Below are 22,322 nucleotides of genomic sequence, written 5' to 3' on the forward strand. Positions count from 1 at the left end.
AAAACGGTCGAAATTAACTTATTTGTAAAATATTTAATAAAATTAGGGGGATATTATGAAAAAATTAATAGCAGGGACTTTAGCATTTGGGATGGTGATTGGAGCTGGTAGCAGTCTTGCTTCTGCAGAAGAAACGAATAGTACTCTTGTAAATGAAGATGTAGCAATGCAAACGAATTTTGAAGCTATGAATATTAAATCCTTTGAAATTCAGTCCATAACTGCTTCTCAATTTCAAAAGGTTTATGCGGAAATGAAGAAATATCAAGGAACACCATATCACTATGGTGGGAATAGCCCGAAAACTGGATTTGATTGTTCAGGATTAATGCAATGGGGTTACGGTACACAAGGAATTAAATTACCGCGTACTGCCCAGCAGCAATATGATGCTACTAAGCGTATAAGTAAAAGTAATCTTCAACCAGGTGATTTAGTATTTTTCAAGGGTACTTACAATTCAGGTACTTATATCACACATGTAGGTATGTACATCGGAAATAATAAATTCTATAACTCGAGCAGCTCAAAAGGAGTGAGTGAAGCTAGTTTAGCTGATTCTTATTGGAGTAAACATATTGCTGGCTATGGAAGAATGTAATAATAGGAATAAGCACTTGAGAAATAGATCTCAAGTGCTTATTATATAAATCCACATTTTTTACTAAAGTACCTTCACTTTAAAAGAATCGGCAAATGTTTCAAAGTTTGTTCATTCTCTAGTAGGCAATTCTCTAGCTGAAAAGATGGTGAAAGTTTGATTTCTTTATGTTGTTGAATAAAGGTTGTTAGAGCGATTGTAGCTTCTAAGCGTGCGAGAGGCGCACCTAAGCAAAAGTGCGGTCCTTTTCCGAATGTCATATGTTTTTCGTTACCTGGCCGATGTATGTCAAAACAGCTAGCATGAGGGAACTGTTTCTCATCTAAGTTTGCGGCACTTACCCACGTAACAATCATTTGTCCCTTTTTCATGTTTGGTCCAAATATATTGATATCTTCCGTTATTCTACGTGCCAATACGACCGGAAAACGATAACGTAAAACCTCTTCGACTGCTTGTGGAATATAAGCCGGATTTTCACGTAATTCTGCATACGTTCCTGGTTTATCAACTAAAAAACAATAGAAACTATTGATAATTAAATTTGTAGTTGTTTCATTGCCAGCTGCCAGTAAGCCAAGTGAAAAATCTACAATCTCTTCATCTGTCAATCTCTCGCCTTCATATTCAGCTCTTATTAAGTCTGAAAGGATGTCGCCTGCCAGATTGTATCGTTTTTCTTGGACAATAGGAAGAAGATACGTTTTAAATTCTTTCATTGCGACTGCTTTTTGTTGATCTAAATCAGCAAATTTCTCTCGGCTATATGGCATGAATAAAATATCGGACCATCGTTTCACCTTTTTTAAATCTGTTGCCTTGACACCTAATAAATTAGAAATGACAGTGACAGGGAATGGGGCTGCTAAGTCTTCTACAATATCAATTTCATCACGATTTCTTAACTTTTCTATCATTTCATTTGCGAGTGCTTGTATATGTGGTTTCCACTCAGTTAAACTGCGCGGTGTAAATGCCTTTGAAACGATAGAGCGAACATTGCGGTGTTCAGGAGGATCAGAAGAATTTAAATTCATTCTCGTTTCTCGTTGCGGAAATGAAAACTGTTGACGATCTCTTCTACTTGAAAATAAACGAAAGTCAGATAAAACCCGGTTCACATCATCATACGAAAATACATTCCATACATCTTGATCCGCATCATAATAGACAGGGTGATTCTCTCTCATATACTGATACCAAGAATATGGATTCCAAAGCTCATCTTTTGTTTTTAGTTTGGAAATTTCATGAACTAAAATTACACTTTCAGGTGACTTCATAGATATCTCCTCCTTTTCTCTTCAAAATAAAAAGTAACAATTAGGAGTTTCTAAGCTGTATAGGTTAACATCTTTTATTCTAGCAGAAGAGAAGGGGATGTTTATTTTTTATGGGTTGAGAAAAATATTTTGGTGCAATGGGGGCTTGAAAATTTTCGCTTGATTGTGTAGGGAGATTATGTCAAAGAAGATAATAGACTAGATACACTTTCCATGTAATCTAGTGTTAGAAGTAAAAAAAGCTAGCAAAATGCTAGCTTTCTCATTATTTAGAAGTAAGTGCAACTAAAACATCTACCGGATAATCAACTGAATTTTTCACTTTATATTCTGTCGGACTTGTAAATTTCTGACCAAATTGACCACCAAGTTGACCAAAAATATTATCCCAAACACTATTTTGTTCAGACATCCACTTTTGTAATTTTTCCCCTGGAACAACTGAATATGTTGCTACCTGTTGATATAATGCAGTTCTGTATTGATCATATGCGTAATCAGGCTTTGGATTAAAATCAAATGTTTTTGTTACTGTTTCTTCTGAATTTAATGTGACACCATAACCGAAACTTGCAGTTAATGATTGATTTACTGTTGCAATCCCTTCAAGCCCTACTTCCATTCCGATTGTATAGGATAATCCTACAGTTACATTATGAGATATTCCACTTGTAACCGCTTTGCTCCAATGGTAACCTGAATTTTTATCTACTATATTTGAATCAATTAATTTCCAATTCAATTCTTTTTTCAATTTAGTATCTTCTAAAATTGGATCAGTTTTAGGGATTGCTATTGAATATAATACTTCCCCTTTGTTACCTGTTTTTTCATATTCTTCTCCGTCTTTAAGCCAAGTACCATCAGCTTTTACAATCTTATATTTATCATTAACATTACCCTTAATTCCATAAACTCTTGCTCCATTTTGCTTAGCAACAACATCTACATATACATAATCAATTAAAGCGCCATCATCTGTAGATACATGCCATTCACGAGGAAATTCTTCATAAGGACCTGTAGGAATATAAGGGAGCTGTGTACCATTTGCTGCAACCTGCGCTGCTGACATAGGTGCTTTTCCTTCTTGAGCACTAATTACTATTGGAAGATTTCCTACATTTGTAGTATTCGTATCTGCTGAAGAGAACCCTGGTGCTACAAATAAAGCCGTACTTAATACAAATGCTGCCGGAATAATTTTTTTAATCTTCTGTTTTTTCACCTTACACACCTCTTCTGTTTTGATTTTAAATGATAAAATGTACATATTGCTTTAAGATGATTTTACCGATCTATAAGGATAAAAGAATTTAAATTATGTTTCTATTTGGTTTATCAAGAATAAATGTAGTTGACGAATTGATAAGAAGGTAGTTTTGGAAACAAAGTCTTTTGAGCTTTAAATTTTTTAGACTACGTATAGATGATAGATTATTATCCCATCTACAGGATGTTATCAACTACATACTAATGATGAACCTTTTGTATTCTCTTGTTTCTCATGGAAGGTAAGAATCTTATACACACATTAAAGCACGCTATTTTTGCTACGTAAATCATAAAATTTTGTTCAATGAAATACATGATTTATATATAAGTATTATTTGTTATAAAAATAACTATATTACTAAAATCCTATTTTTATAAATATAATCACTTTAGTTTTATACTTCTTTGAAAAATAGAATTATTATAATGGGTTGTGAAAGTTCAGTTTGAGAAAAATAATTTTAATATAATAAAATAATATTTCACATACCGTTTTCCTATATTTTACTATGCAAAATTGCATGAGAAAGAAGTATAAATCTACATAAAATAAAGGCTTTTTTAGAAGTTTATTAAGAATGGTATTTTTTAGGTTTATTATTCATTGAATAATAAATATGTATTTTATAAATAATATTACTTAGATCAGTTTAAGGGCTAAAAGGATATGAAATTGTCATGCTAATCGAATTTGGGTATGTTTAAGTCGATATGTCTATTGTTGAAAAAGTGAAAAGTTCCTTCAGAAATTTGAAGGAACTTTTCATTCATGTAATCCTCATTACTATAGGTTATTTAAGTCTTTCTAATTTTGAGATGGCTTGCTTTCATTCCTCACAAACTTCTTCTCCACATTTGAATAGATCCTCCTTATTGTACATACGAGAATTGATATGTCTATTATACTCTGTTTCATTAACATAACATGTTGTTATATTTTATATGACATGCAGGTTTATCGAATACAGCTTCTCTTCATTTTTTAAGCAGCCACTTTGGGGAACAATTTGATTGTCACGGACCATTATTTGCAAAAAAATCCGAACTTTGTGTGATAATCTCTAAAGGCCCTTGAATACCCCAGTTAATAAAATATTTTTATTTCTTAACTTTAACACTTGAATAGGAGGTAGATTTTTTAAAATTAACTCTAAAACCTAGGGCTATTAAAGCTCCAATACAAGAAGATAAACATCCAAAAACCAAATACATTGATAAATCTGTTTCTACAATTATCACTGATGCTATCCCACCAATTGCAGGGAATAAGGCGACCATGTAACCACTCTTTGTTCCTCCTATTTTTTCTACAAGTTTTAAATAAAATAACCAAGCCAAAAAAGAAGCAATAAAAATTAAATAAATTAGGGCTGATAAATATGTAACGGTTGTAGGGAAAATAATTGTTTGTCCTTGCGTATATACAATTGAACCAATTAACAAACTACCTATAGCAAAACCAATAGCATTTGCATAAAGTGGGTCTATTTTCTTACTAGCATTTCTAGCAGAACAAGCGTCTCCTACTGCGGTCAGAATTGTACCTAAGAGAGCTATCAAAATTCCTTTCATAGTAGATATTCCTTTGAAGGCACTTAATGTTGGATATATGAGAATACAAACACCTAAGATACCAAAAACTCCTCCAAGAAAAACTCTTGGATGTAGTTTTTCTTTAAGAAATATTCGGAGTGCTATTGGAGTTAAAATAACTTTTAAGGAAAAGATTAGAGTTACGATAGCAGCAGAACACATGATAGTAGCGTGATAGAGACATAGATAACTCAAAGCAAAATTGCAGACGCCAAATAAAACGATGAATGGAATATCTTTTTTATTAGGTTTTCCATTAGGGTTCATAAAGCATATGAGAACTAGAAATAAAATTGCTGTTAAAGCTAAACGGTATAATAATGATAGTTCTAAACTAACTGGTGTACCTTGAATTTTAACTGCAATAAAATTAAGTCCCCAAACAATTAAACAAAATAAGTACATGATTTTAATCAATGTAGCATCACTCCTGTTAAATAAGTACGTATAAATCCGTATATTTAATATGAATTTTCGTTGTCATTTATAAAAGGTACAGTTTACAATAATTTTAAATGACAGTTGGGGTGTATGAAGTGAAAGAACTCGTTTTTAACATAAATCGGAGTAGTAATGTTCCAATGTATCAACAAGTTTATGTTTATATAAGGACACAGATATTAACAGGGAAGATTACGCAGCATACGAAACTACCTTCTATTAGACAATTAGCAATGCTTTTGAATGTAAGTAGAAATACAACGCAAGTGGCTTATGAGCAACTTCTAGCAGAAGGTTATATACGAAGTGAAAGTAAGAAGGGCTATTTTGTAGAGGTAAATATGTCTGAACAATTATTTACATATGAGCCTACTACAGTAACGCATAAACAGCGACAAAAAGTTGTAAGTGCAACGATTGATTTTAAAATTGGGACGGTTGACAAGGAGAACTTTCCTATCGCAAAGTGGCGGAACTTAACGAATAAAGTCTTAATGGACCCTATTATGTATTCTTATGGGGACAAACAAGGGGATATGTCGTTAAGAATAGCTATAGCAGATTACTTGTTTCAGTCGAGAGGCGTTAACGCTTCTAGTGAACAAATATTGATTGGCAGCAGTACACAACACTTGTTATTGATTTTGACTCTTCTTTTAAAAGAGGAGTTTCATCAGATAGCTGTAGAAGATCCTGGTTACAATGGGGCAAGAGAGATTTTTTCCTTACAATCATTCTTAATTGAACCTATATCTGTTTCTGAAAATGGGGTTGATGTTGATCAACTTTGTAAAGCAGACGCAAAATTGATATATGTTACACCAACGCATCACTTTCCATTTGGATATACGATGCCTGTTAATGAAAGGTTAAAACTCATTCAATGGGCTGAGCAGGTTGAGGGATATATTATTGAGGATGATTATGATAGTGAATTTCGCTACATTCATCACCCTGTTCCTTCTTTGCAGAGTCTAGATTCCAATGACAGGGTTGTGTATGTAGGCACATTTTCTAAGGCATTATTACCTTCAATCCGTGTAAGTTACATGGTCTTACCGAAACGATTACTTCCTAGGTATGAGAAAATTTCGTCTTTACTAGAACAAACAGCTTCTTCTTTTCATCAAAGAACACTGGCTCACTTTATTTCAGAGGGATATTGGTATGCACATCTGAGGAAAATGAAATCTCTTTATAAACGTAAAATGAAGGTGTTGTGCGAAGAAATAAAGAATCATTTTGATAACTATATAGAAATCAAAGGAGATTCCTCTGGTATTTATGTAGTTATTGAAGTCAAAACTCAAATGAGTGAGAAAGATTTGATAAATAAAGCGTCTAACAATGGAATTATTGTTTATCCATGCTCTCAATATTTTATTAAAAACGGACCTGAATACCCGCATATCCAATTAGGTTTGGGGAATTTAAGTGAACATGAAATTAAGGAAGGTGTCTGTAAATTAGCAAAAATATGGATTGAAAAAAATGAAATCTAAATGAAGTAAATCATTTCAATTTCGCTGATTTTCAAAATAGGTGAAACATCTTGAATGTTTAACCACGGTTTATACGAGCGGCAATGTCTACATCTCGATTATCTTTTCTATAGAATTTACTCTTTTTCTCTTAGAAAAAAATCACCTCTTAAGATAACAATATCTCTCGAGGTGATTTTCAAAAGCTATATTTAGTATTTGAAAATCAAACTAAACAAACGTTACTACTATTCTCCCACTGTAAAAGTTGTCGCAAAAGAAGGTCTTGCAAATATACTCTTTTGTGGTTCGCCGCTAGGCCGGGCAGGGCGTTTTTGATGTGCTCTTTCAAATGATTGTGATTGTTGCCATGCTTGGAATGATTCTTCATTTTCCCACATTGTCATAATGATGTATGTATCGTCTGTTAATGGGCGCAGTATACGAATGGCACGGAAGCCTGGTTCTTTTTCTATTAAACCAGCACGGTTTTGGAAACGATGTTCAAAGATAGGACGTCCTTCTTCTGTAACAGCGATATTATTGCATACAACGAAGCCGTCGTTTCCTGTCATCTCTCCAACAGCATCTAGTACTTCATATAGATGTTCTCCGGTTTCTTCTGTTACATTTTCTTTGTAATATATTGTTTTTTCTTCGCTTTTTCCGACGTAATTAGACCCTTCTAAAGAAGTTTCGTACGAAATTATTGCCTTCATCGTTTTAGCCCCCTTTGTTTTCTTCATGTTCCAACTCCGCCTCCTAGGCCCTCGTGTCTAAGAACCTTTCTCACAAGAAGGTAAAGAGCGCCTTCTGTGTGAAAGAACCTTAACCACCGGACCTGAACAGTCGGCTCCATTTTTCTTCATTGTCCAGCTCTAGCGGCTAGAATGGTCGGTGGCTTCGCGCCTTCCTCCGAGGCATAATACGCCTCTCTGTCAGGAGCTCCATTGAGCAAGCCGCTTCCGCTTTTCTTCATTATAGCAAGAGTTGTGAAGAAATTCGAAGTTTATACATAAAGAATATGTTTTTTCAAATAATAAACGTACCATCATTTGGAAGGAAGGATGAGGTATGAAGAATGCAAAGAGGGTACTCATTAGCTTTGTTTCCATTTTTATCTTTGCGATTGTTTTCTATAAATTAATTGTATTTACTGGCAGTTATATGATGGATGAAAAGAGACTTGTATTCCATTCTTCATCAAAAATTGTGAATCAGCGCGGTAAAGAAATTACAAAGCTTTATTTGGAAAACCGGGAATTGGTACATATTGAAGATATTCCTTCATATGTACAACAAGCTTTTTTAGCTGTTGAAGATTCACGCTTTTATGAACATCATGGTATTGATTTTCCTTCTATTGCAAGAGCGCTTTATAAAGATGCTCTCGCTGGAGAGAAAGTAGAAGGCGGGAGTACAATTACACAACAGCTTGTGAAAAATGTCTTTTTATCGAATGAAAAAACGTTGTTTCGTAAAATGAAGGAAGTTGCGATTTCGTTTCACTTGGAACAGAAGTATGCGAAGCAGCAGCTTTTGGAAATGTATTTAAATCATATTTATTTTGGACACGGAGCCTATGGCATTCAAGCGGCAGCGAAATTTTATTTTAATAAGGAAGTGCGGCAGTTAACGCCTGAGGAAGGGGCGATGCTGGCAGCTCTTCCGAAAGCACCGCGCAACTACTCACCATTTTTGCATCCTGAAAAAAGCAAGGAGCGCCGCGATTTAATTTTATCATTAATGCATAAGCAAGGATATTTATCGGCAGAAGAGACGGTGGGCTATCAAGGAAAAACAATTGCTCTTTATATGAATCAAAATGAACAGGAGCTTGCTTATATGCCGTATATCGATATGGTAATTGATGAGGCGGCCCGTACGTATGGACTATCCCACCAAGAAGTGCTGCGCGGCGGATATACGTTTGTTGTGGCGATGGATGATAAGATGCAAAAGACAGCGTATGAACAATTGCAAAATGTCCGTAATTTTCCGATGCAAGACGACAATATGCAAGGTGCCGTTCTTTTCATGGATAGTAAGACGGGCGGAATAAGAGCAGCAGTTGGAGGAAGACATTATATTGCGCGTGGATTAAATCGAGTTTACGCTAAGCGGCAGCCCGGCTCTGTATTAAAACCGCTTCTTGTGTATGCACCAGCACTTGAAACGAAAAAATATACACCTTATTCTTTATTAACAAATGAACGAGGTTCGTTTGATGGATATGAACCGCGCAATTACAATGATCAATATACGAAAGAAGTAACAATGTATGACGCCCTGTTACAATCGGCTAATGTTCCAGCTGTATCCCTGCTGCATGAAATTGGGATAGAAGAAGGGAAGCAATATTTAGAAAAAGGAAATATTCACATTCCTGAACATGGTCTTAGTACGGCACTTGGCGGTTTACAAGAAGGAGTTTCGCCGTTCGAACTTGTGAAAATGTATCGTGCGTTTGTAGCGGATGGAAAAATCATTGAACCGCATGTAATTGAGAAAGTGCTAAATCGGCATGGAGAAGTAATTGGACAAGCGGCCAGTAAAGAAATTAAAGTTTTTTCGAAGCAAACCGCTTGGTATATGACAAGAATGCTTGAAGGTGTTGTCAAAGAAGGAACGGCACAAGAGGGCGTATATAAAGGAGCGCTTGCCGGGAAAACAGGAACAACGTCGCTGCCAAATCAAGAAGACGGGGCAAGAGACATTTGGTTTGTTGGGTACACACCGAATATCGTCGGAGCGGTTTGGATGGGTTACGACCACACGGATGACAAACATTATGTGCGTGGAAGCAGTTCTTATCCAACAAAATTATTTAAAACCATTTTAGCAAAAGCACATGTGAAAGCGAATTATACATTCGCGCAGCCGCGCGGCGTTGAAACCATTGGAGAGCCGATCCGTTTAAGTAAAGTGGATGGCTTAGAAGCGAAGTTAACCTTTACTCCGCTTGGTTTGTTTACAACAAAATTAACATGGAATCAACTTCCCGATAAGAGAGTGCAATATCGAATTTATAAAATAGACAAAGGGAAAGCAACCTGCGTTGATACAGTGACTGGAAAAGGGGAGTATGAAGTAAAGTTTATGAATGTTTTTAAAGCGCCGCGTTTTTACGTTGTACCGTTTAACCCGCAAACAAATCGAGAAGGAGAAAAAACAAAACAGGTTAAACCGTAATTTCAGCTTGTGCTATAATGAGAATGTTCCAAAAAAAGCAGAGTATTACCATAAGTTTGTGTCAATTTCATGAACATCGAACATAATGATGTACATTTTGTTTTTACTAATTGTATAGTAAAAAAAGATAAAGTGTAACCTCGGGCAGTAGGAGAGTTCTTACTGCTGGAAGCTTTCATCAATCGGGCTTTTACGTGCAGTTATCCCATTTTTACGGTGAGGATTTTATTGCCCGTTCATACGGAATAAAAGGATAGGATTTGTAAGCTGTATTAGAAAAAGGGGGACAAGGATTTGGTACGACAAATCAATGAAACATTTTTACAAGCATGTAGAGGAGAACGCACAGATTATGTACCAGCATGGTATATGCGCCAAGCAGGTCGTTCCCAACCAGAATACAGAAAGATTAAAGAGAAGTATTCTTTGTTTGAAATTACACATCAGCCAGAACTTTGTGCTTATGTAACGAAGCTGCCTGTTGATCAATATAATGTGGATGCTGCTATTTTATATAAAGATATTATGTCACCGCTTCCAGCGATTGGTGTAGATGTAGAGATTAAATCTGGAATCGGTCCTGTGATTGATAATCCAATTCGTTCGTTGCAAGATGTCGAAAAATTAGGGGAAATTCACCCAGAAGAAGACGTTCCATATGTACTTGATACGATTCGCTTATTAACAACGGAAATGCTTGATGTTCCGTTAATCGGATTTGCAGGAGCGCCGTTTACGTTAGCGAGCTATATGATTGAAGGCGGTCCATCGCGTAATTATCATAAAACGAAAGCATTTATGTATGCGGAACCAAAAGCATGGTTTGCGCTAATGGATAAACTTGCAGATATGACTATTACGTATTTAAAAGCGCAAATTAATGCTGGCGCAAAAGCAATTCAAATTTTCGATTCTTGGGTTGGTACAGTAAGCGTGGCAGATTACCGTTTATTTATTAAACCAGCAATGGAGCGTATTTTCACAGAGCTTCGTCCGATGAATGTACCAATGATTATGCATGGCGTTGGAGCGAGTCATTTAGCAAATGAATGGCATGATTTGCCGCTTGATGTTGTCGGTTTAGATTGGCGTTTGCCGATTGAAGAGGCACGTGCACGCGGCATTCAAAAGGCTGTCCAAGGAAACTTAGACCCGTCTATTTTACTTGCACCGTGGGATGTAATCGAAACGCATGTAAAAGCGATTTTAGATCAAGGGATGAAACAACCAGGTTACGTATTTAACTTAGGACATGGCGTGTTCCCAGAGGTGAATCCAGAAACGTTAAAACAAATGACTGCATTCATACACGACTATTCAAGAGAACAATTGGCGAAGTAAAGGAGGGGACCGCATGAAAAAGAAAATCGGTTTACTTGTGATGGCATATGGAACGCCGTATAAAGAAGAAGATATTGAAAGCTATTATACACATATTCGCCATGGACGAAAGCCAAGTGCGGAAATGTTAGAAGACTTAACAGAACGTTACCGTGCAATTGGTGGAATCTCCCCTCTTGCGAAAATTACATTGGAACAAGCAACAAAATTAGAAACGCATTTAAATGAAATGCAAGATGACGTAGAGTTTAAAATGTATCTCGGCTTAAAACATATTGAGCCATTTATTGAAGATGCGGTAAAGAAGATGCATGAAGATGGAATTGAAGATGCAATTGCAATCGTTCTTGCACCGCATTACTCTACTTTCAGCGTGAAGTCTTATATCGGACGAGCACAAGAAGAAGCAGAGAAAATTGGTGGCTTACAAATTCATGGTATTGACAGCTGGTATAAAGAACCGAAGTTTATTGATTATTGGGTGAACGAAGTGAAATCAATATATGAAACGATGACAGCTGAAGAGCGTGAAAAAGCGGTACTTATCGTATCTGCACATAGTTTACCAGAGAAAATCATCGCAATGGGCGATCCGTATCCAGAGCAATTAAGTGAAACAGCTGATTATATTGCCCGCGGAGTTGGCGTGGAAAACTATGCAGTAGGCTGGCAAAGTGCTGGAAATACACCAGATCCATGGATTGGGCCAGATGTACAAGATTTAACACGTGAATTGCATGAAAAGTATGGATATACATCCTTTGTATATGCACCGGTTGGCTTTGTTGCTGATCATTTAGAAGTATTATATGACAATGACATTGAATGCAAAATTGTCACAGAAGAAATAGAGGCAAACTATTATCGTCCAGAAATGCCAAATGCAAAGGCTCCATTTATTTCTTGTTTAGCAGATGTTGTCATGAAAAAGTGGAGTGCAGTTTCATAAAGATAGAGAGAAGGAAGCAGTCGTGAAAAAGAAGGTAGTTATTATAGGCGGCGGGATTTCCGGCTTAACAACAGCATATTACTTGCAAAAAGAAATTCGGGAACAAAATTTGTCGATTGATACGATGCTTATTGAAGCATCAGGAAGGCTTGGAGGGAAAATTAAAACTGTTAGAAAAGATGGATTTACAATTGAACGTGGCCCGGATTCATTCCTCGAACGAAAAGAAAGTGCGGCAAGGTTAGCACGTGAATTACAACTTGGTGATCAACTTGTTAACAATGCGACAGGGAAATCGTTTGTACTTGTGAATAATCATTTGCACAGCATCCCAAGCGGTTCAATGATGGGAATTCCAACACAAATTACACCATTTGTATTTTCCGGTTTGTTTTCTCCAATCGGAAAGATCCGTGCAGGATTTGATTTTGTGCTGCCTCGTTCGAAACCGGTATCAGATCAATCGCTCGGTCAATTTTTTCGACGCCGCTTAGGAAATGAAGTGGTTGAAAATTTAATTGAGCCATTGCTATCGGGTATTTATGCGGGTGATATTGATCAAATGAGTTTAATGGCTACGTTCCCGCAGTTCTATCAAGTCGAACAAAAGTATCGCAGTATTTCGCTTGGGATGCGGACATTAGCGCCAAAACAGCCAAAGGATGCAAAGGCAAAAACAAAAGGAATTTTCTTAACGTTAAAAACGGGTTTACAATCGATTGTTGATAGGATCGAAGAACGACTAGAAGATGGAACAGTGATGAAAGGAACGCGTGTTGAAAAGATTACAAAGGTCGATGACCGCTATATCATTACGCTTAGCAATGGAAAAGAAGTAGAAGCAGATGCAATTGTAATGGCCGCGTCTCATAAATGGCTGCCATCGATGTTCTCTCAATATAAACAGTTCCATTTCTTCCGTAGCATTCCATCTACATCAGTGGCAAATGTCGCATTAGCATTCCCAAAAGAAGCGATTCAGCGTGACATTGAAGGAACGGGATTTGTTGTGTCGCGTAATAGTGATTTTACGATTACAGCATGTACGTGGACACATAAAAAGTGGCCGCATACAACGCCAGAAGGAAAAGTACTCCTGCGCTGTTATGTGGGGCGTCCCGGTGATGAAGCAATCGTGGAACAAACAGATGAAGACATGATTCGCGTTGTGTTAGAAGATCTTCAAAAGACAATGGATATATCAGCTGAACCGGAATTTACAGTTGTTAGTCGCTGGAAAGAAGCGATGCCGCAATATACAGTTGGTCATAAAGAGCGCATGAAAACGTTAAAACAGTTCATGAACGATGAATTACCTGGCATATACTTAGCAGGAAGCTCTTATGCCGGCGCTGGATTACCAGATTGTATTGATCAAGGTGAAGCAGCTGTAAAGTACGTATTGTCTTATTTAGAACAAACGAATCAAAAAGAGTTAATGGCGTAATAAGAGAAAGGCTGACCGAAAAGGCACGTAGGTGTTCTTTTCTGGTCAGCCTTTTTATATCGATATTTTAATAAAATATAAAGACCTTACAAAATGCGCAACGCGTAGGAAATTAAATTTTTTGTAAATTTATATAAATATAATGTTCTTTATAAAGAACTCTGCTATGATAGACATGCTAGGCAATAGGAAAAAAATTAGGGGGAGGATTTTCTTTGAAAAAGCTAGCAATTATCTTTTTTTCACTTGTATTCGCTGTACTAGTATCGGATGTTGTAGTGAAGGCTGAACAAGAACAGGTGTTAACTGTTGATGAAGCAATTCAGTTGTTTCAGCAGCAAGGTAAGAAATCAGCAGTTGTAGAGGGTTATATTGTTGGATATACACAAAATGCAGGTAAATATACGAAAGACCCAACAAAATTTGGAGATACAAACGTTGCAATTGCCGCTTCTCCAGATGAAGTGAACGCTGATAAAATTATGCCTGTACAGCTGCCAATAGGTGAAGTTCGCAAAGCAGTAAATGTAAAAGATCATCCAGAAAATATGGGGAAAAAAGTGCGTCTAACAGGTACGTTAGATAGTTATTTTAGCAGCCCAGGGTTAAAGTCTGTTACAAATTATGTGTTTCAAGATAAAGAAGCGCAAAAAGTAAGCGATGTCATTGCTAGTCCGAATGGTGGCGAAGTAGAAAAAGGGACAGCGGTAACATTATCTACTAAAACAGAAGGCGCTACGATCTATTACACGTTAGACGGGTCAAATCCAACGACTCAAAGTATTCGCTATAATGAACAAATTATACTGAATGAAAATAGTGTGATTAAAGCAATTGCTGTGAAAGAGGGATTGGATAATTCCGCTATTACGACATTCTCGTTTACAATGATGAAAAATGAACCAATTCGTATTCATGATATTCAAGGGAAATCTCATATTTCTCCTTACAAGGGGAAAGACGTGAAAGCTGTTACTGGTATTGTGACACAAGTAGATAAATCTGGATTTTATATGCAAGATCCCCAGTCTGATGAAGATCCAGCTACATCAGAAGGAATTTATGTTTATAAAAAGGACAGCGGCGTGAAAGTCGGCGACTCCGTTTCTGTTGACGGACAAGTAGAGGAATTTATCGGAGCAGGATACGCAGACCGTTTTGATACAGACTTATCAATTACAGAAATTAAAGCAAAGAGTGTTATCGTAAAAGAGAGTAATCAATCATTACCTAAAGCAGTTGTATTGGGAGAAAACGGTGTAAAAATACCAGATGCAACAATTGATAATGATGGATTTGGCATTTTCGATCCAGCAGAAGATGCGATTGACTTTTATGAAAGTTTAGAAGGTATGCTTGTAACAGTTCCGCAGCCAAAAGTCATTGGACCGCAAAAGAATGGGAACTTATATGTAACAACTGCAAATGGCAGCCAAAAAGTAACGACAAAATTCGGAACACCATTGCTGAAAGCTGACAATGCAAATCCAGAGCGCCTTTCTATTAAAGTAGCGCGTAATTATGTCGCAAAAGCAGGAGATCAACTTCTTGGAGATGTAACCGGTATTGTTGGTTATGATTATGGAAACTACCGCATTTCACCAATTGGAGAGCTTCCAACACTGCAAGATGGTGGATTTAAACAACTTGGTGCAAACATTCAACCGCGCCTTGATAAACTAACAGTTGCAACATATAACATTGAGAACTTCTCAGCAAATAAAAAAGAAACGTCCGATGAGAAAGTAAGACGTCTTGCTTACGCTATTAAATACAATTTAAAAATGCCAGATATTATTGGTGTTCAAGAAATGCAAGATAACAATGGAACAGTTAATGATGGTACAACAGACGCGAAACTTAGTGCACAGCGTTTAATTGATGCAATTCAAGAAATTCGCGGACCAAAGTATGAGTATGTAGAAATTGCACCGGAAAATAATAAAGATGGCGGTGCGCCAGGAGCGAATATTCGCGTTGGTTTCTTCTATAATCCATCTCGCGTGAAATTAGCGCAAAAACCAGTTTTACTTGAGAAAAACGTTGTGCGAATTGGAGAAAACAATACATTATTTGATGACACGCGTAAACCGTTAGCTGCTGAGTTTACGTTCCAAGGGCAAAATATCGTTGTGATTGCTAATCATTTAAACTCTAAATTAGGAGATGCATCGCCATTTGGAAAAATCCAGCCGCTTGTATTAAAAAGTGAAGCAAAACGCGTGCAGCTTGCTGAGGAAGTAAATGGTTTCGTAAAAGGTATTCAAGGACGACATGCAAACGCACCAGTTGTTGCCCTTGGCGACATGAACGACTTTGAATTCTCAAAACCAATGCAAGCATTAAAAGGCGACATTATGAAAGAAATGCTTGAAACAGTTCCACAAGAAAATCGATACACATATATTCATGATGGAAATGCACAAGCGTTAGATCATATTTTCGTAACGAATAACATCGCACCGCACACAATTGTTGATCCAGTTCATTTAAACTCGAATATTATGGACGAAAATGGCCGCATGAGTGACCATGATCCAGTGCTTGCGCAAATTGATTTGAAGAAGGCTTCGTAAGAAAGAAAAATGAATTGTATTGCCCGTTACATGAAAAACACACTCGTTTATATGGAGAACGAGTGTGTTTCTTTTTATGTATGAAAGTTTTTCAGTTGCAGAGTTATTATCTAACAGGTACAAACTTCCACGAACTAGGTTTTTCCGTTTTTTTACCTAGTACGATCCAACTTTTCTCTGCATTTATATTTTCATAATTTAATGGATAACCATCTGTAAAAATATTATATTCCGTAGGGTTATTCGGATTAATTTGAATTTTAAAATCAGCTAAACTATCAGATTTTTGAGCAAGATGAACCCAACTAGAATACTTAGACCAATTTAAATATTGATATTCATTATAATTCGAGTTCTTCATGTGAAGATATACGCTCTCACCGTGGTGCAATTTTGCGTCATTTTCTTTGTAAAATTCATACTCCATAGGTGTACCAGATTGTGTATTATTATTTCCATTTGCAAGTAGCACATAATCGTAACGAGTTCCTGCATACCATTTAAATGTTAAACCTTGATAAGGAGATTCACTTGGTACGATATAATAGTTTTTCCCTGCTTCTACGACATTTCCTTCTGCATCATAGATTAATGCCTTCTCTATACTTGGAGCCTGCTCATTTTTAGCAAAAGTTTTAAACCAAAGATTTAAGAAACCTGCTGTATTGCGCTGAGCTGCTGTTAAGCTTCGCTGCACAGCAGGGATAACCATCTCTTGCCACAATTGTTCTTTACCACTATTGTAATACTTCAATGTATTATCATTAGTGATATTCTGGATTTCAGGTTTAGCTACCTTTGCTACATAATCAATCCATTCTTCAGGTTTAGTGAAAGAATCGTTATAATTCCCGCCAGTATTGACTGCAAACTGATTTTGAATGGTTGTCACATAATTTTCAAAGGCACTATGATATTTGATAGCCCTTGTATCAATTGCGGTAAAATTTGCTGCATGCATAGGTTGTGTAGCATCTGTAAGGTAGTGCGTGGCTACTCCTAAATAATAGAAAGCTTTTTCATAGTCTTTATTCCGAAAATGCTCTCCAGATTCATAAAAGTATTTCTTTCCTTGTGTAAGAGCTGTTGGATCTGTTTCTCCTCTATAATTTTTCTGAGTATCAGGATCATAAAAGTGAGACTTCCATCCTCCTTTGAAAACTCCACCGATTCCTAACCCGCCATCGTTAAATTCAGAATTATAATCTGCATCATATAATCCTTTTGAAAATAAATCTTTATATTGTGGGAAATTTAAGAAGTCTACAGCCTGTTTATTTGTTTCCATATTAGATTCTGTTTTCATAATTTCAATCGCTTGTTTTGCAATCCATAAATGTGTACTTTTATCAGAATGATACGGAGCCTCTGCAGACCATTTTTCAGCAATGGGATCATTCTCAGATAAATCAATTTGATCAATATGAGCATAGCTATTTTGTGGGAATGCTCCTAAAATAGTTAAAGTAACTCCAGCTATAGATAGTGTTGAGATGAGTTTTTTCATTTTTTCTTCCTTTCTAAATGCAATGTTATAATAATCATTATATAGAAGGGGATAGTAATTTCAATATTTCCATGTATAATTTCGCTTGTTTTTTCCTACATTGTCACTTTTTGTTACAATATAATAAAAAAATAAACCTTGAAAACATTGGGAAGTTATGGTAACATCGTAAACGTACTACATGACCATTGTGTTCAAACGGTCAATTTTGGAGGTGAAAACGTGGCAATTGATCGAAAGCGGGCAATTATTGAAGCAGCAACAAAATCTTTTTCTACATTTGGTTATAAAGCAACAACGATGGATCAAGTTGCAAAGTTAGCCAATGTCGGAAAAGGGACAATTTATACGTTTTTTAAAAATAAGGAAGAGTTGTTTGGTGAAATTATCTCGAATTTAATTACAGAAATGAAACAAGCCGCAGAAACAACAATCGACCCAACTATGTCATTTTTCGAAAACGTACATTGTGCATTATACAGTATTTTAGAATTCCGAAAAGACCATCAACTTATGATTAAGCTCATTCAAGAAGAGCGAGATATGGGAACAAAAGAAGTGCAAGATGTTATGCAACAATTGGATTCTGCAATTATTACATTTATTAAATCGCATCTTGAAGCTGCAATTGCAAAAGGTGAAATTATGAAATGTGATCCAGAAATTACAGCATTTATCATGGTTCGTTTGTATATATCTCTCATTTTTGATTGGGAAAAACATCATGAACCGTTAGAAAAAGAGCATATTGCTAAACTTTTTGAATTATATTTATTAAAGGGATTGTCAAAATGAGATAATCCTCTTATTATTATAAAATATGACCAAGTGAATGATTCAGTCATAATTTTGCAGAGGGGGAATTGTAAGAAGATAGCAGAACATACGAGAGGATGAATTGGTCGTTATTTTCTTCTTTTTTTTACAAAAACTGACTGAATGAACAAAACGGTCAATAATTAAAAAAGGGGGAGTAAACAATGCGAGGATTGAAACTGCTTGGAGAAGAGTTTGCTACGATTATCAAAAGCAAAAAAATCTTAATTCCTATTATTGCGGTCTTATTTATTCCTGTATTGTATGCTGGTATGTTCTTATGGGCATTTTGGGATCCATATGACCGATTAGATGATTTACCAGTTGCAGTTGTAAACCTTGATGAAGGTGTAGTGTACAATGGAAAACCGATTGAGGCCGGTAAAGAGCTTGTTAAAAATTTGAAAGAAAAGGACGGCTTCAAATGGGAGTTTGTCAGCGAGAAAACAGCAAAAAAAGGAATGGACGATCGCAAATATTACATGACAGTCCGCATTCCAAGCGACTTCTCCAAAAATACAACAACATTGTTGGATGCAAACCCTAAAAAATCAAAACTAGAGTACATTCCAAATGAAAGCTTAAACTTCTTATCTTCACAAATCGGTGGATCAGCCATTGAAAAAATTAAAAGCGAAGTATCAGCTACAGTAACAAAAACATATGCTGAGACAATGTTTGATTCATTGAAAGATGTGTCGAAAGGCTTTGCGGATGCTAGTGAGGGTGCTGGTCAGCTTCATGATGGTACAGGTGAATTGAAAGACGGCTCACAACAAATCACAGATGGCTTAGGAGAGTTTTCTGGGAAAGCCAATGGTGGGTTGAATAAGTTAGCAACTGGTTCTAACCAAATTACGAATGGTTTAGGCGAGTTAAATAGTAAAGTAAGTGGTATGCCAGATGGAATGAATAAGCTATTGAATGGTTCACAGCAAATCACAGGTGGCTTAGGTCAATACGTAGATCCAAAAGGAGAATTACAATTAAGTTTAGGTAAGCTATTGAGTGGTTCACAGCGTATCACAGATGGTTTAGGTCAATACGTAGATCCAAAAGGAGAATTACAATCAAATTTAGGGCAGTTATTGAGTGGATCCCAACAAATTACAAATGGATTAAAACAGTTCACTGATCCACAAGGCAACTATCAATCTGGATTAAAAGCAGCTCAAAAAGGTGCAAAAGATATAAGCTTAGGAGCTTCTAAACTTTCACAAGGGGTATCTGAATGGAAGAAGCAAGCAGATAATTTAAATGGTTTTGCGAGTAAAACAGCAGGAGATGCTAAGGCGGTCTCAGCTAACTTAGGAGATTTAAACGAAAAGATTAAAGCTTTACCAGAAGAGTATAGAAAACAGTTAGAGCCTACTATCCAAGAGGCGATGGCCAATAGTCAAAAAGTTTCACAAGAAACGGCAGGAGTTGCACAAGGCATACAAGGGTTAGCTGGAGAAAACGGCGCTGGGAAAATTGAGGCTGGAGCAACAGAGATTAAAAGTGGGGCTGATGATTTAAGTAAGGGAGTAGGTCAGCTGTCAAAAGGATCAATAGATAGCTTAGGTAAATTGGCAGATGGATCAGGCAAAGTAACAGACGGAATAGATCAATTAGTAGATTCAAAAGGAAAATTCCAAAGTGGTTTAAATCAATTGGCTGGTGGATCAGGACAGATTACAGGAGGACTAGGCCAGTTAGTAGACTCAAAAGGAAAATTCCAAAGTGGTTTAAATCAATTGGCAGATGGATCTGGTCAAATTACAAATGCTTTAAGTATGGCAGCAAGTCAATCCGGCCAATTAACAAACGGAGTAAGTGCTTTACTTGATGGTTCGCAGCAAATCACAGGCGGCCTAGGTCAATTCGTAGATCCAAAAGGGGAATTCCAAAGTGGTTTAGTTCGTTTACAAGACGGTTCTGGCAAAGTAACAGAAGGCCTTGGCAAAGCAAACGACGGTTCAAAAGAACTAGCAACAAAACTCGGCGAAGGTGCTGAGAAAACAAGTGAAACAAAAGGCGATGAGAACAAATATGACATGTTCGCAAGTCCAGTGAAAGTGAAAACTGAGAAAATGGCAGAAGTTCCGAACTACGGAACAGGCTTTACACCATACTTCTTATCTCTTGGCTTATTCGTTGGGGCACTGCTATTATCTATCGTGTTCCCGTTACGCGAAACAGTTGGTATACCGAAATCAGGATTTAGCTGGTTTATTAGTAAGTTTGGTGTACTACTTGCAGTTGGTGTAATTCAAGCGCTTGTGGCAGACGCAGTGTTACTGCTTTGGTTAGGTGTTGAAGTACAAAGTGTTCCGTACTTCATATTGTTTAGTATTATTACAAGCTTATCGTTTATTGCGTTAGTACAATTTTTAGTAACGACTTTCGGCGATGCAGGACGTTTTGTGGCGATCTTGACATTGATATTACAATTAACAACAAGTGCGGGTACATTCCCACTTGAGTTAATTCCGAAACCGCTGCAAATCTTTAACGCATGGTTCCCGATGACATATTCTGTATCAGGACTTAAAGCAGTTGTTTCAAGCGGAGACTTCAGCTTTATGTGGCAAAACGCAGGCATTTTAATGATCTTCATTGTTCTGTTATCACTTGGAACAATTGGTACATTAACTTGGATGCATAAGCATCAATACGGGAAATTTTCGGATGCAGAATAATTGAAAAACCCTAAAGGCCACAAGCCTTTAGGGTTTTTTATTATGGACGATAAAATTTTACATGCTTATCATTGCGATCAAACCAACCTTTAAAGGCCCAGTTAATCCATCCGCCATCGCCTTCATTAGTGAATTCTCCGTCTTCAAACACCCATATGCCGTAAATCGTTCCATTATAATTTGTTGAACCATAAAATTTAACACCTCTAAATTGTTCCGTATATCCTTGATTTAAATTAAAAACCATTACATTATATCTTTGACCTGCTGAGTAAAAAGTTGATTCCATTACATTTTTGACAAATCCGGAACGGTTAGCATTAGCATTGACAGCATCTCTAATTCTATCAGCGATACCTAGTACATCAACGTTAACATTTAAATTAGCGCTGGCAGCAAGTTTTAAACTAGTATTCTGCTGATTTTCCATAGATAAATGAAACGTCTTATTAGAAGCAATTTTTTCTTGATCGTAGTTAGTGATAGATTTTTCTTCCGCGCTAGCGTGAGGGATGGAAATGGTACTTAATCCGATAGCACTTGCGAATGCAATTCCTACAAATTTTTTTAGTTTACTCATGTTACAGACCTCCTGTTATTTTTGGGAATTTTCTTACAACTTGATTGTATCTTTCAAACTTTTGTGTTTGAAGTAGTGATATTCAATTCACTTAGTTACATGTTTGAAAGTTTTTTGTGACTCTAAAGGTTTTTGATATTGAGATTTTGTTGATAAAAAAATGACAGATAACTTTTATAGTATTTAGTAGATTTTTAGATAGAAAAGATGAACAAAGTAAATGTTGGGGATTATGTTCAGTTTCCTATCACGATAACCCATTCTTAAAATTAACTGGATATGTTGTATGCGTTTTAATGAATGTAATTTATTGTAGATGTTTCGTGAACGTTAAAAAATGACAACCTTCAAAATATAGAAACTCGCCAAGTGGTAAAACATGATTAGTACAAGAAAATAGAAATTTCTAGAGATAGCGTTTCATGATGAATAAGATAAATGAACTCTATTAAAGAATACGAAGCAACCTTTTCAGGAAGGTTGCTTCGTATTTACATAAAAAAAGCTAGCAAAGTGCTAGCTTTTTTATTTTTGATAAGTTAAAGAAAAGTTTTGTTTA

At 36.3% G+C, this 22,322-nt stretch carries 14 protein-coding genes and 1 pseudogene; 9 read left to right on the plus strand and 6 right to left on the minus strand.

What is annotated here, in order from left to right:
- Positions 1-55 precede the first annotated feature (55 nt).
- On the plus strand, positions 56-601 hold the full coding sequence (locus tag PLX19_RS03595) for a C40 family peptidase (protein ID WP_272187141.1): 546 nt from the start codon (positions 56-58) through the stop codon (positions 599-601).
- Positions 602-675: 74 nt separating this feature from the next.
- On the opposite strand, the gene PLX19_RS03600 is transcribed toward PLX19_RS03595, so the two are convergent.
- The 3 genes from PLX19_RS03600 to PLX19_RS03610 all read right to left on the minus strand — a co-directional run bounded on the left by PLX19_RS03600 (position 676) and on the right by PLX19_RS03610 (position 5,157).
- On the minus strand, positions 676-1,884 hold the full coding sequence (locus PLX19_RS03600; RefSeq protein ID WP_272187142.1) for a cytochrome P450: 1,209 nt from the start codon (positions 1,882-1,884) through the stop codon (positions 676-678).
- 265 nt (positions 1,885-2,149) lie between these two features.
- A complete protein-coding gene (locus PLX19_RS03605; protein ID WP_442869018.1) occupies positions 2,150-3,112 on the minus strand; it encodes a hypothetical protein in 963 nt (320 codons plus the stop codon).
- 1,145 nt (positions 3,113-4,257) lie between these two features.
- Complete coding sequence (locus tag PLX19_RS03610; protein ID WP_442869026.1) at positions 4,258-5,157, minus strand: DMT family transporter; 900 nt, start codon at positions 5,155-5,157, stop codon at positions 4,258-4,260.
- Between the two features lie 131 nt (positions 5,158-5,288).
- Here PLX19_RS03610 and pdxR point away from each other — a divergent pair, with 131 nt between their 5' ends.
- Positions 5,289-6,695 (plus strand): MocR-like pyridoxine biosynthesis transcription factor PdxR, encoded by a 1,407-nt coding sequence (gene pdxR, locus PLX19_RS03615; RefSeq protein WP_272187145.1) that lies wholly within the window; start codon positions 5,289-5,291, stop codon positions 6,693-6,695.
- A 227-nt stretch (positions 6,696-6,922) separates the two neighbouring features.
- Here the strand turns inward: pdxR and PLX19_RS03620 are convergent, their stop codons facing one another.
- Entirely contained in the window at positions 6,923-7,393 is a 471-nt protein-coding gene (locus tag PLX19_RS03620) for an antibiotic biosynthesis monooxygenase family protein (protein ID WP_272187146.1), read from the minus strand.
- 355 nt (positions 7,394-7,748) lie between these two features.
- On the opposite strand from PLX19_RS03620, the gene PLX19_RS03625 reads away from it, so the two are divergent.
- From PLX19_RS03625 to PLX19_RS03645, 5 genes and pseudogenes are all read left to right on the plus strand, one after another.
- Positions 7,749-9,866 carry a transglycosylase domain-containing protein gene (locus PLX19_RS03625; protein WP_272187147.1) on the plus strand — a complete coding sequence of 706 codons (2,118 nt, stop codon included), beginning with the start codon at positions 7,749-7,751 and terminating at the stop codon, positions 9,864-9,866.
- A 294-nt stretch (positions 9,867-10,160) separates the two neighbouring features.
- Positions 10,161-11,207 (plus strand): uroporphyrinogen decarboxylase, encoded by a 1,047-nt coding sequence (gene hemE / locus PLX19_RS03630; protein ID WP_272187148.1) that lies wholly within the window; start codon positions 10,161-10,163, stop codon positions 11,205-11,207.
- Positions 11,208-11,220: 13 nt separating this feature from the next.
- Positions 11,221-12,156, plus strand: a complete 936-nt coding sequence (hemH, locus tag PLX19_RS03635; protein WP_272187149.1) for a ferrochelatase — start codon at positions 11,221-11,223, stop codon at positions 12,154-12,156.
- Positions 12,157-12,178: 22 nt separating this feature from the next.
- Positions 12,179-13,603, plus strand: a complete 1,425-nt coding sequence (gene hemY / locus PLX19_RS03640) for a protoporphyrinogen oxidase (protein ID WP_272187150.1) — start codon at positions 12,179-12,181, stop codon at positions 13,601-13,603.
- A gap of 308 nt (positions 13,604-13,911) precedes the next feature.
- Positions 13,912-16,179, plus strand: a pseudogene (locus PLX19_RS03645) (DUF6359 domain-containing protein); the annotation flags it as partial.
- Between the two features lie 106 nt (positions 16,180-16,285).
- Here the strand turns inward: PLX19_RS03645 and PLX19_RS03650 are convergent.
- Positions 16,286-17,686, minus strand: a complete 1,401-nt coding sequence (locus tag PLX19_RS03650) for a zinc dependent phospholipase C family protein (RefSeq protein WP_272187152.1) — start codon at positions 17,684-17,686, stop codon at positions 16,286-16,288.
- 222 nt (positions 17,687-17,908) lie between these two features.
- Here PLX19_RS03650 and PLX19_RS03655 point away from each other — a divergent pair, with 222 nt between their 5' ends.
- Both PLX19_RS03655 and PLX19_RS03660 read left to right on the plus strand, forming a co-directional pair.
- Positions 17,909-18,481: a TetR/AcrR family transcriptional regulator gene (locus PLX19_RS03655; RefSeq protein WP_272187154.1), complete on the plus strand. Its 573-nt coding sequence runs from the start codon at positions 17,909-17,911 to the stop codon at positions 18,479-18,481.
- Between the two features lie 185 nt (positions 18,482-18,666).
- Complete coding sequence (locus PLX19_RS03660; protein ID WP_272187155.1) at positions 18,667-21,183, plus strand: YhgE/Pip domain-containing protein; 2,517 nt, start codon at positions 18,667-18,669, stop codon at positions 21,181-21,183.
- 40 nt (positions 21,184-21,223) lie between these two features.
- Here PLX19_RS03660 and PLX19_RS03665 read toward each other — a convergent pair whose 3' ends face one another.
- Entirely contained in the window at positions 21,224-21,763 is a 540-nt protein-coding gene (locus tag PLX19_RS03665) for a hypothetical protein (RefSeq protein ID WP_272187156.1), read from the minus strand.
- Between the last annotated feature and the right edge of the window lie 559 nt (positions 21,764-22,322).

It is taken from the genome of Bacillus sp. BP-3 (assembly GCF_028401955.1).
In the GTDB taxonomy this organism is placed as follows: Bacteria; Bacillota; Bacilli; order Bacillales; family Bacillaceae_G; genus Bacillus_A.

Coding starts and splice junctions, on each gene's coding strand:
- PLX19_RS03660 (WP_272187155.1), top strand. CDS start 18,667: ATGCGAGGATTGAAACTGCTTGGAGAAGAGTTTGCTACGATTATCAAA.
- PLX19_RS03665 (WP_272187156.1), bottom strand. CDS start 21,763: ATGAGTAAACTAAAAAAATTTGTAGGAATTGCATTCGCAAGTGCTATC.
- PLX19_RS03600 (WP_272187142.1), bottom strand. CDS start 1,884: ATGAAGTCACCTGAAAGTGTAATTTTAGTTCATGAAATTTCCAAACTA.
- PLX19_RS03620 (WP_272187146.1), bottom strand. CDS start 7,393: ATGAAGGCAATAATTTCGTACGAAACTTCTTTAGAAGGGTCTAATTAC.
- hemH (WP_272187149.1), top strand. CDS start 11,221: ATGAAAAAGAAAATCGGTTTACTTGTGATGGCATATGGAACGCCGTAT.
- PLX19_RS03625 (WP_272187147.1), top strand. CDS start 7,749: ATGAAGAATGCAAAGAGGGTACTCATTAGCTTTGTTTCCATTTTTATC.
- PLX19_RS03595 (WP_272187141.1), top strand. CDS start 56: ATGAAAAAATTAATAGCAGGGACTTTAGCATTTGGGATGGTGATTGGA.
- PLX19_RS03650 (WP_272187152.1), bottom strand. CDS start 17,686: ATGAAAAAACTCATCTCAACACTATCTATAGCTGGAGTTACTTTAACT.
- PLX19_RS03610 (WP_442869026.1), bottom strand. CDS start 5,157: ATGTACTTATTTTGTTTAATTGTTTGGGGACTTAATTTTATTGCAGTT.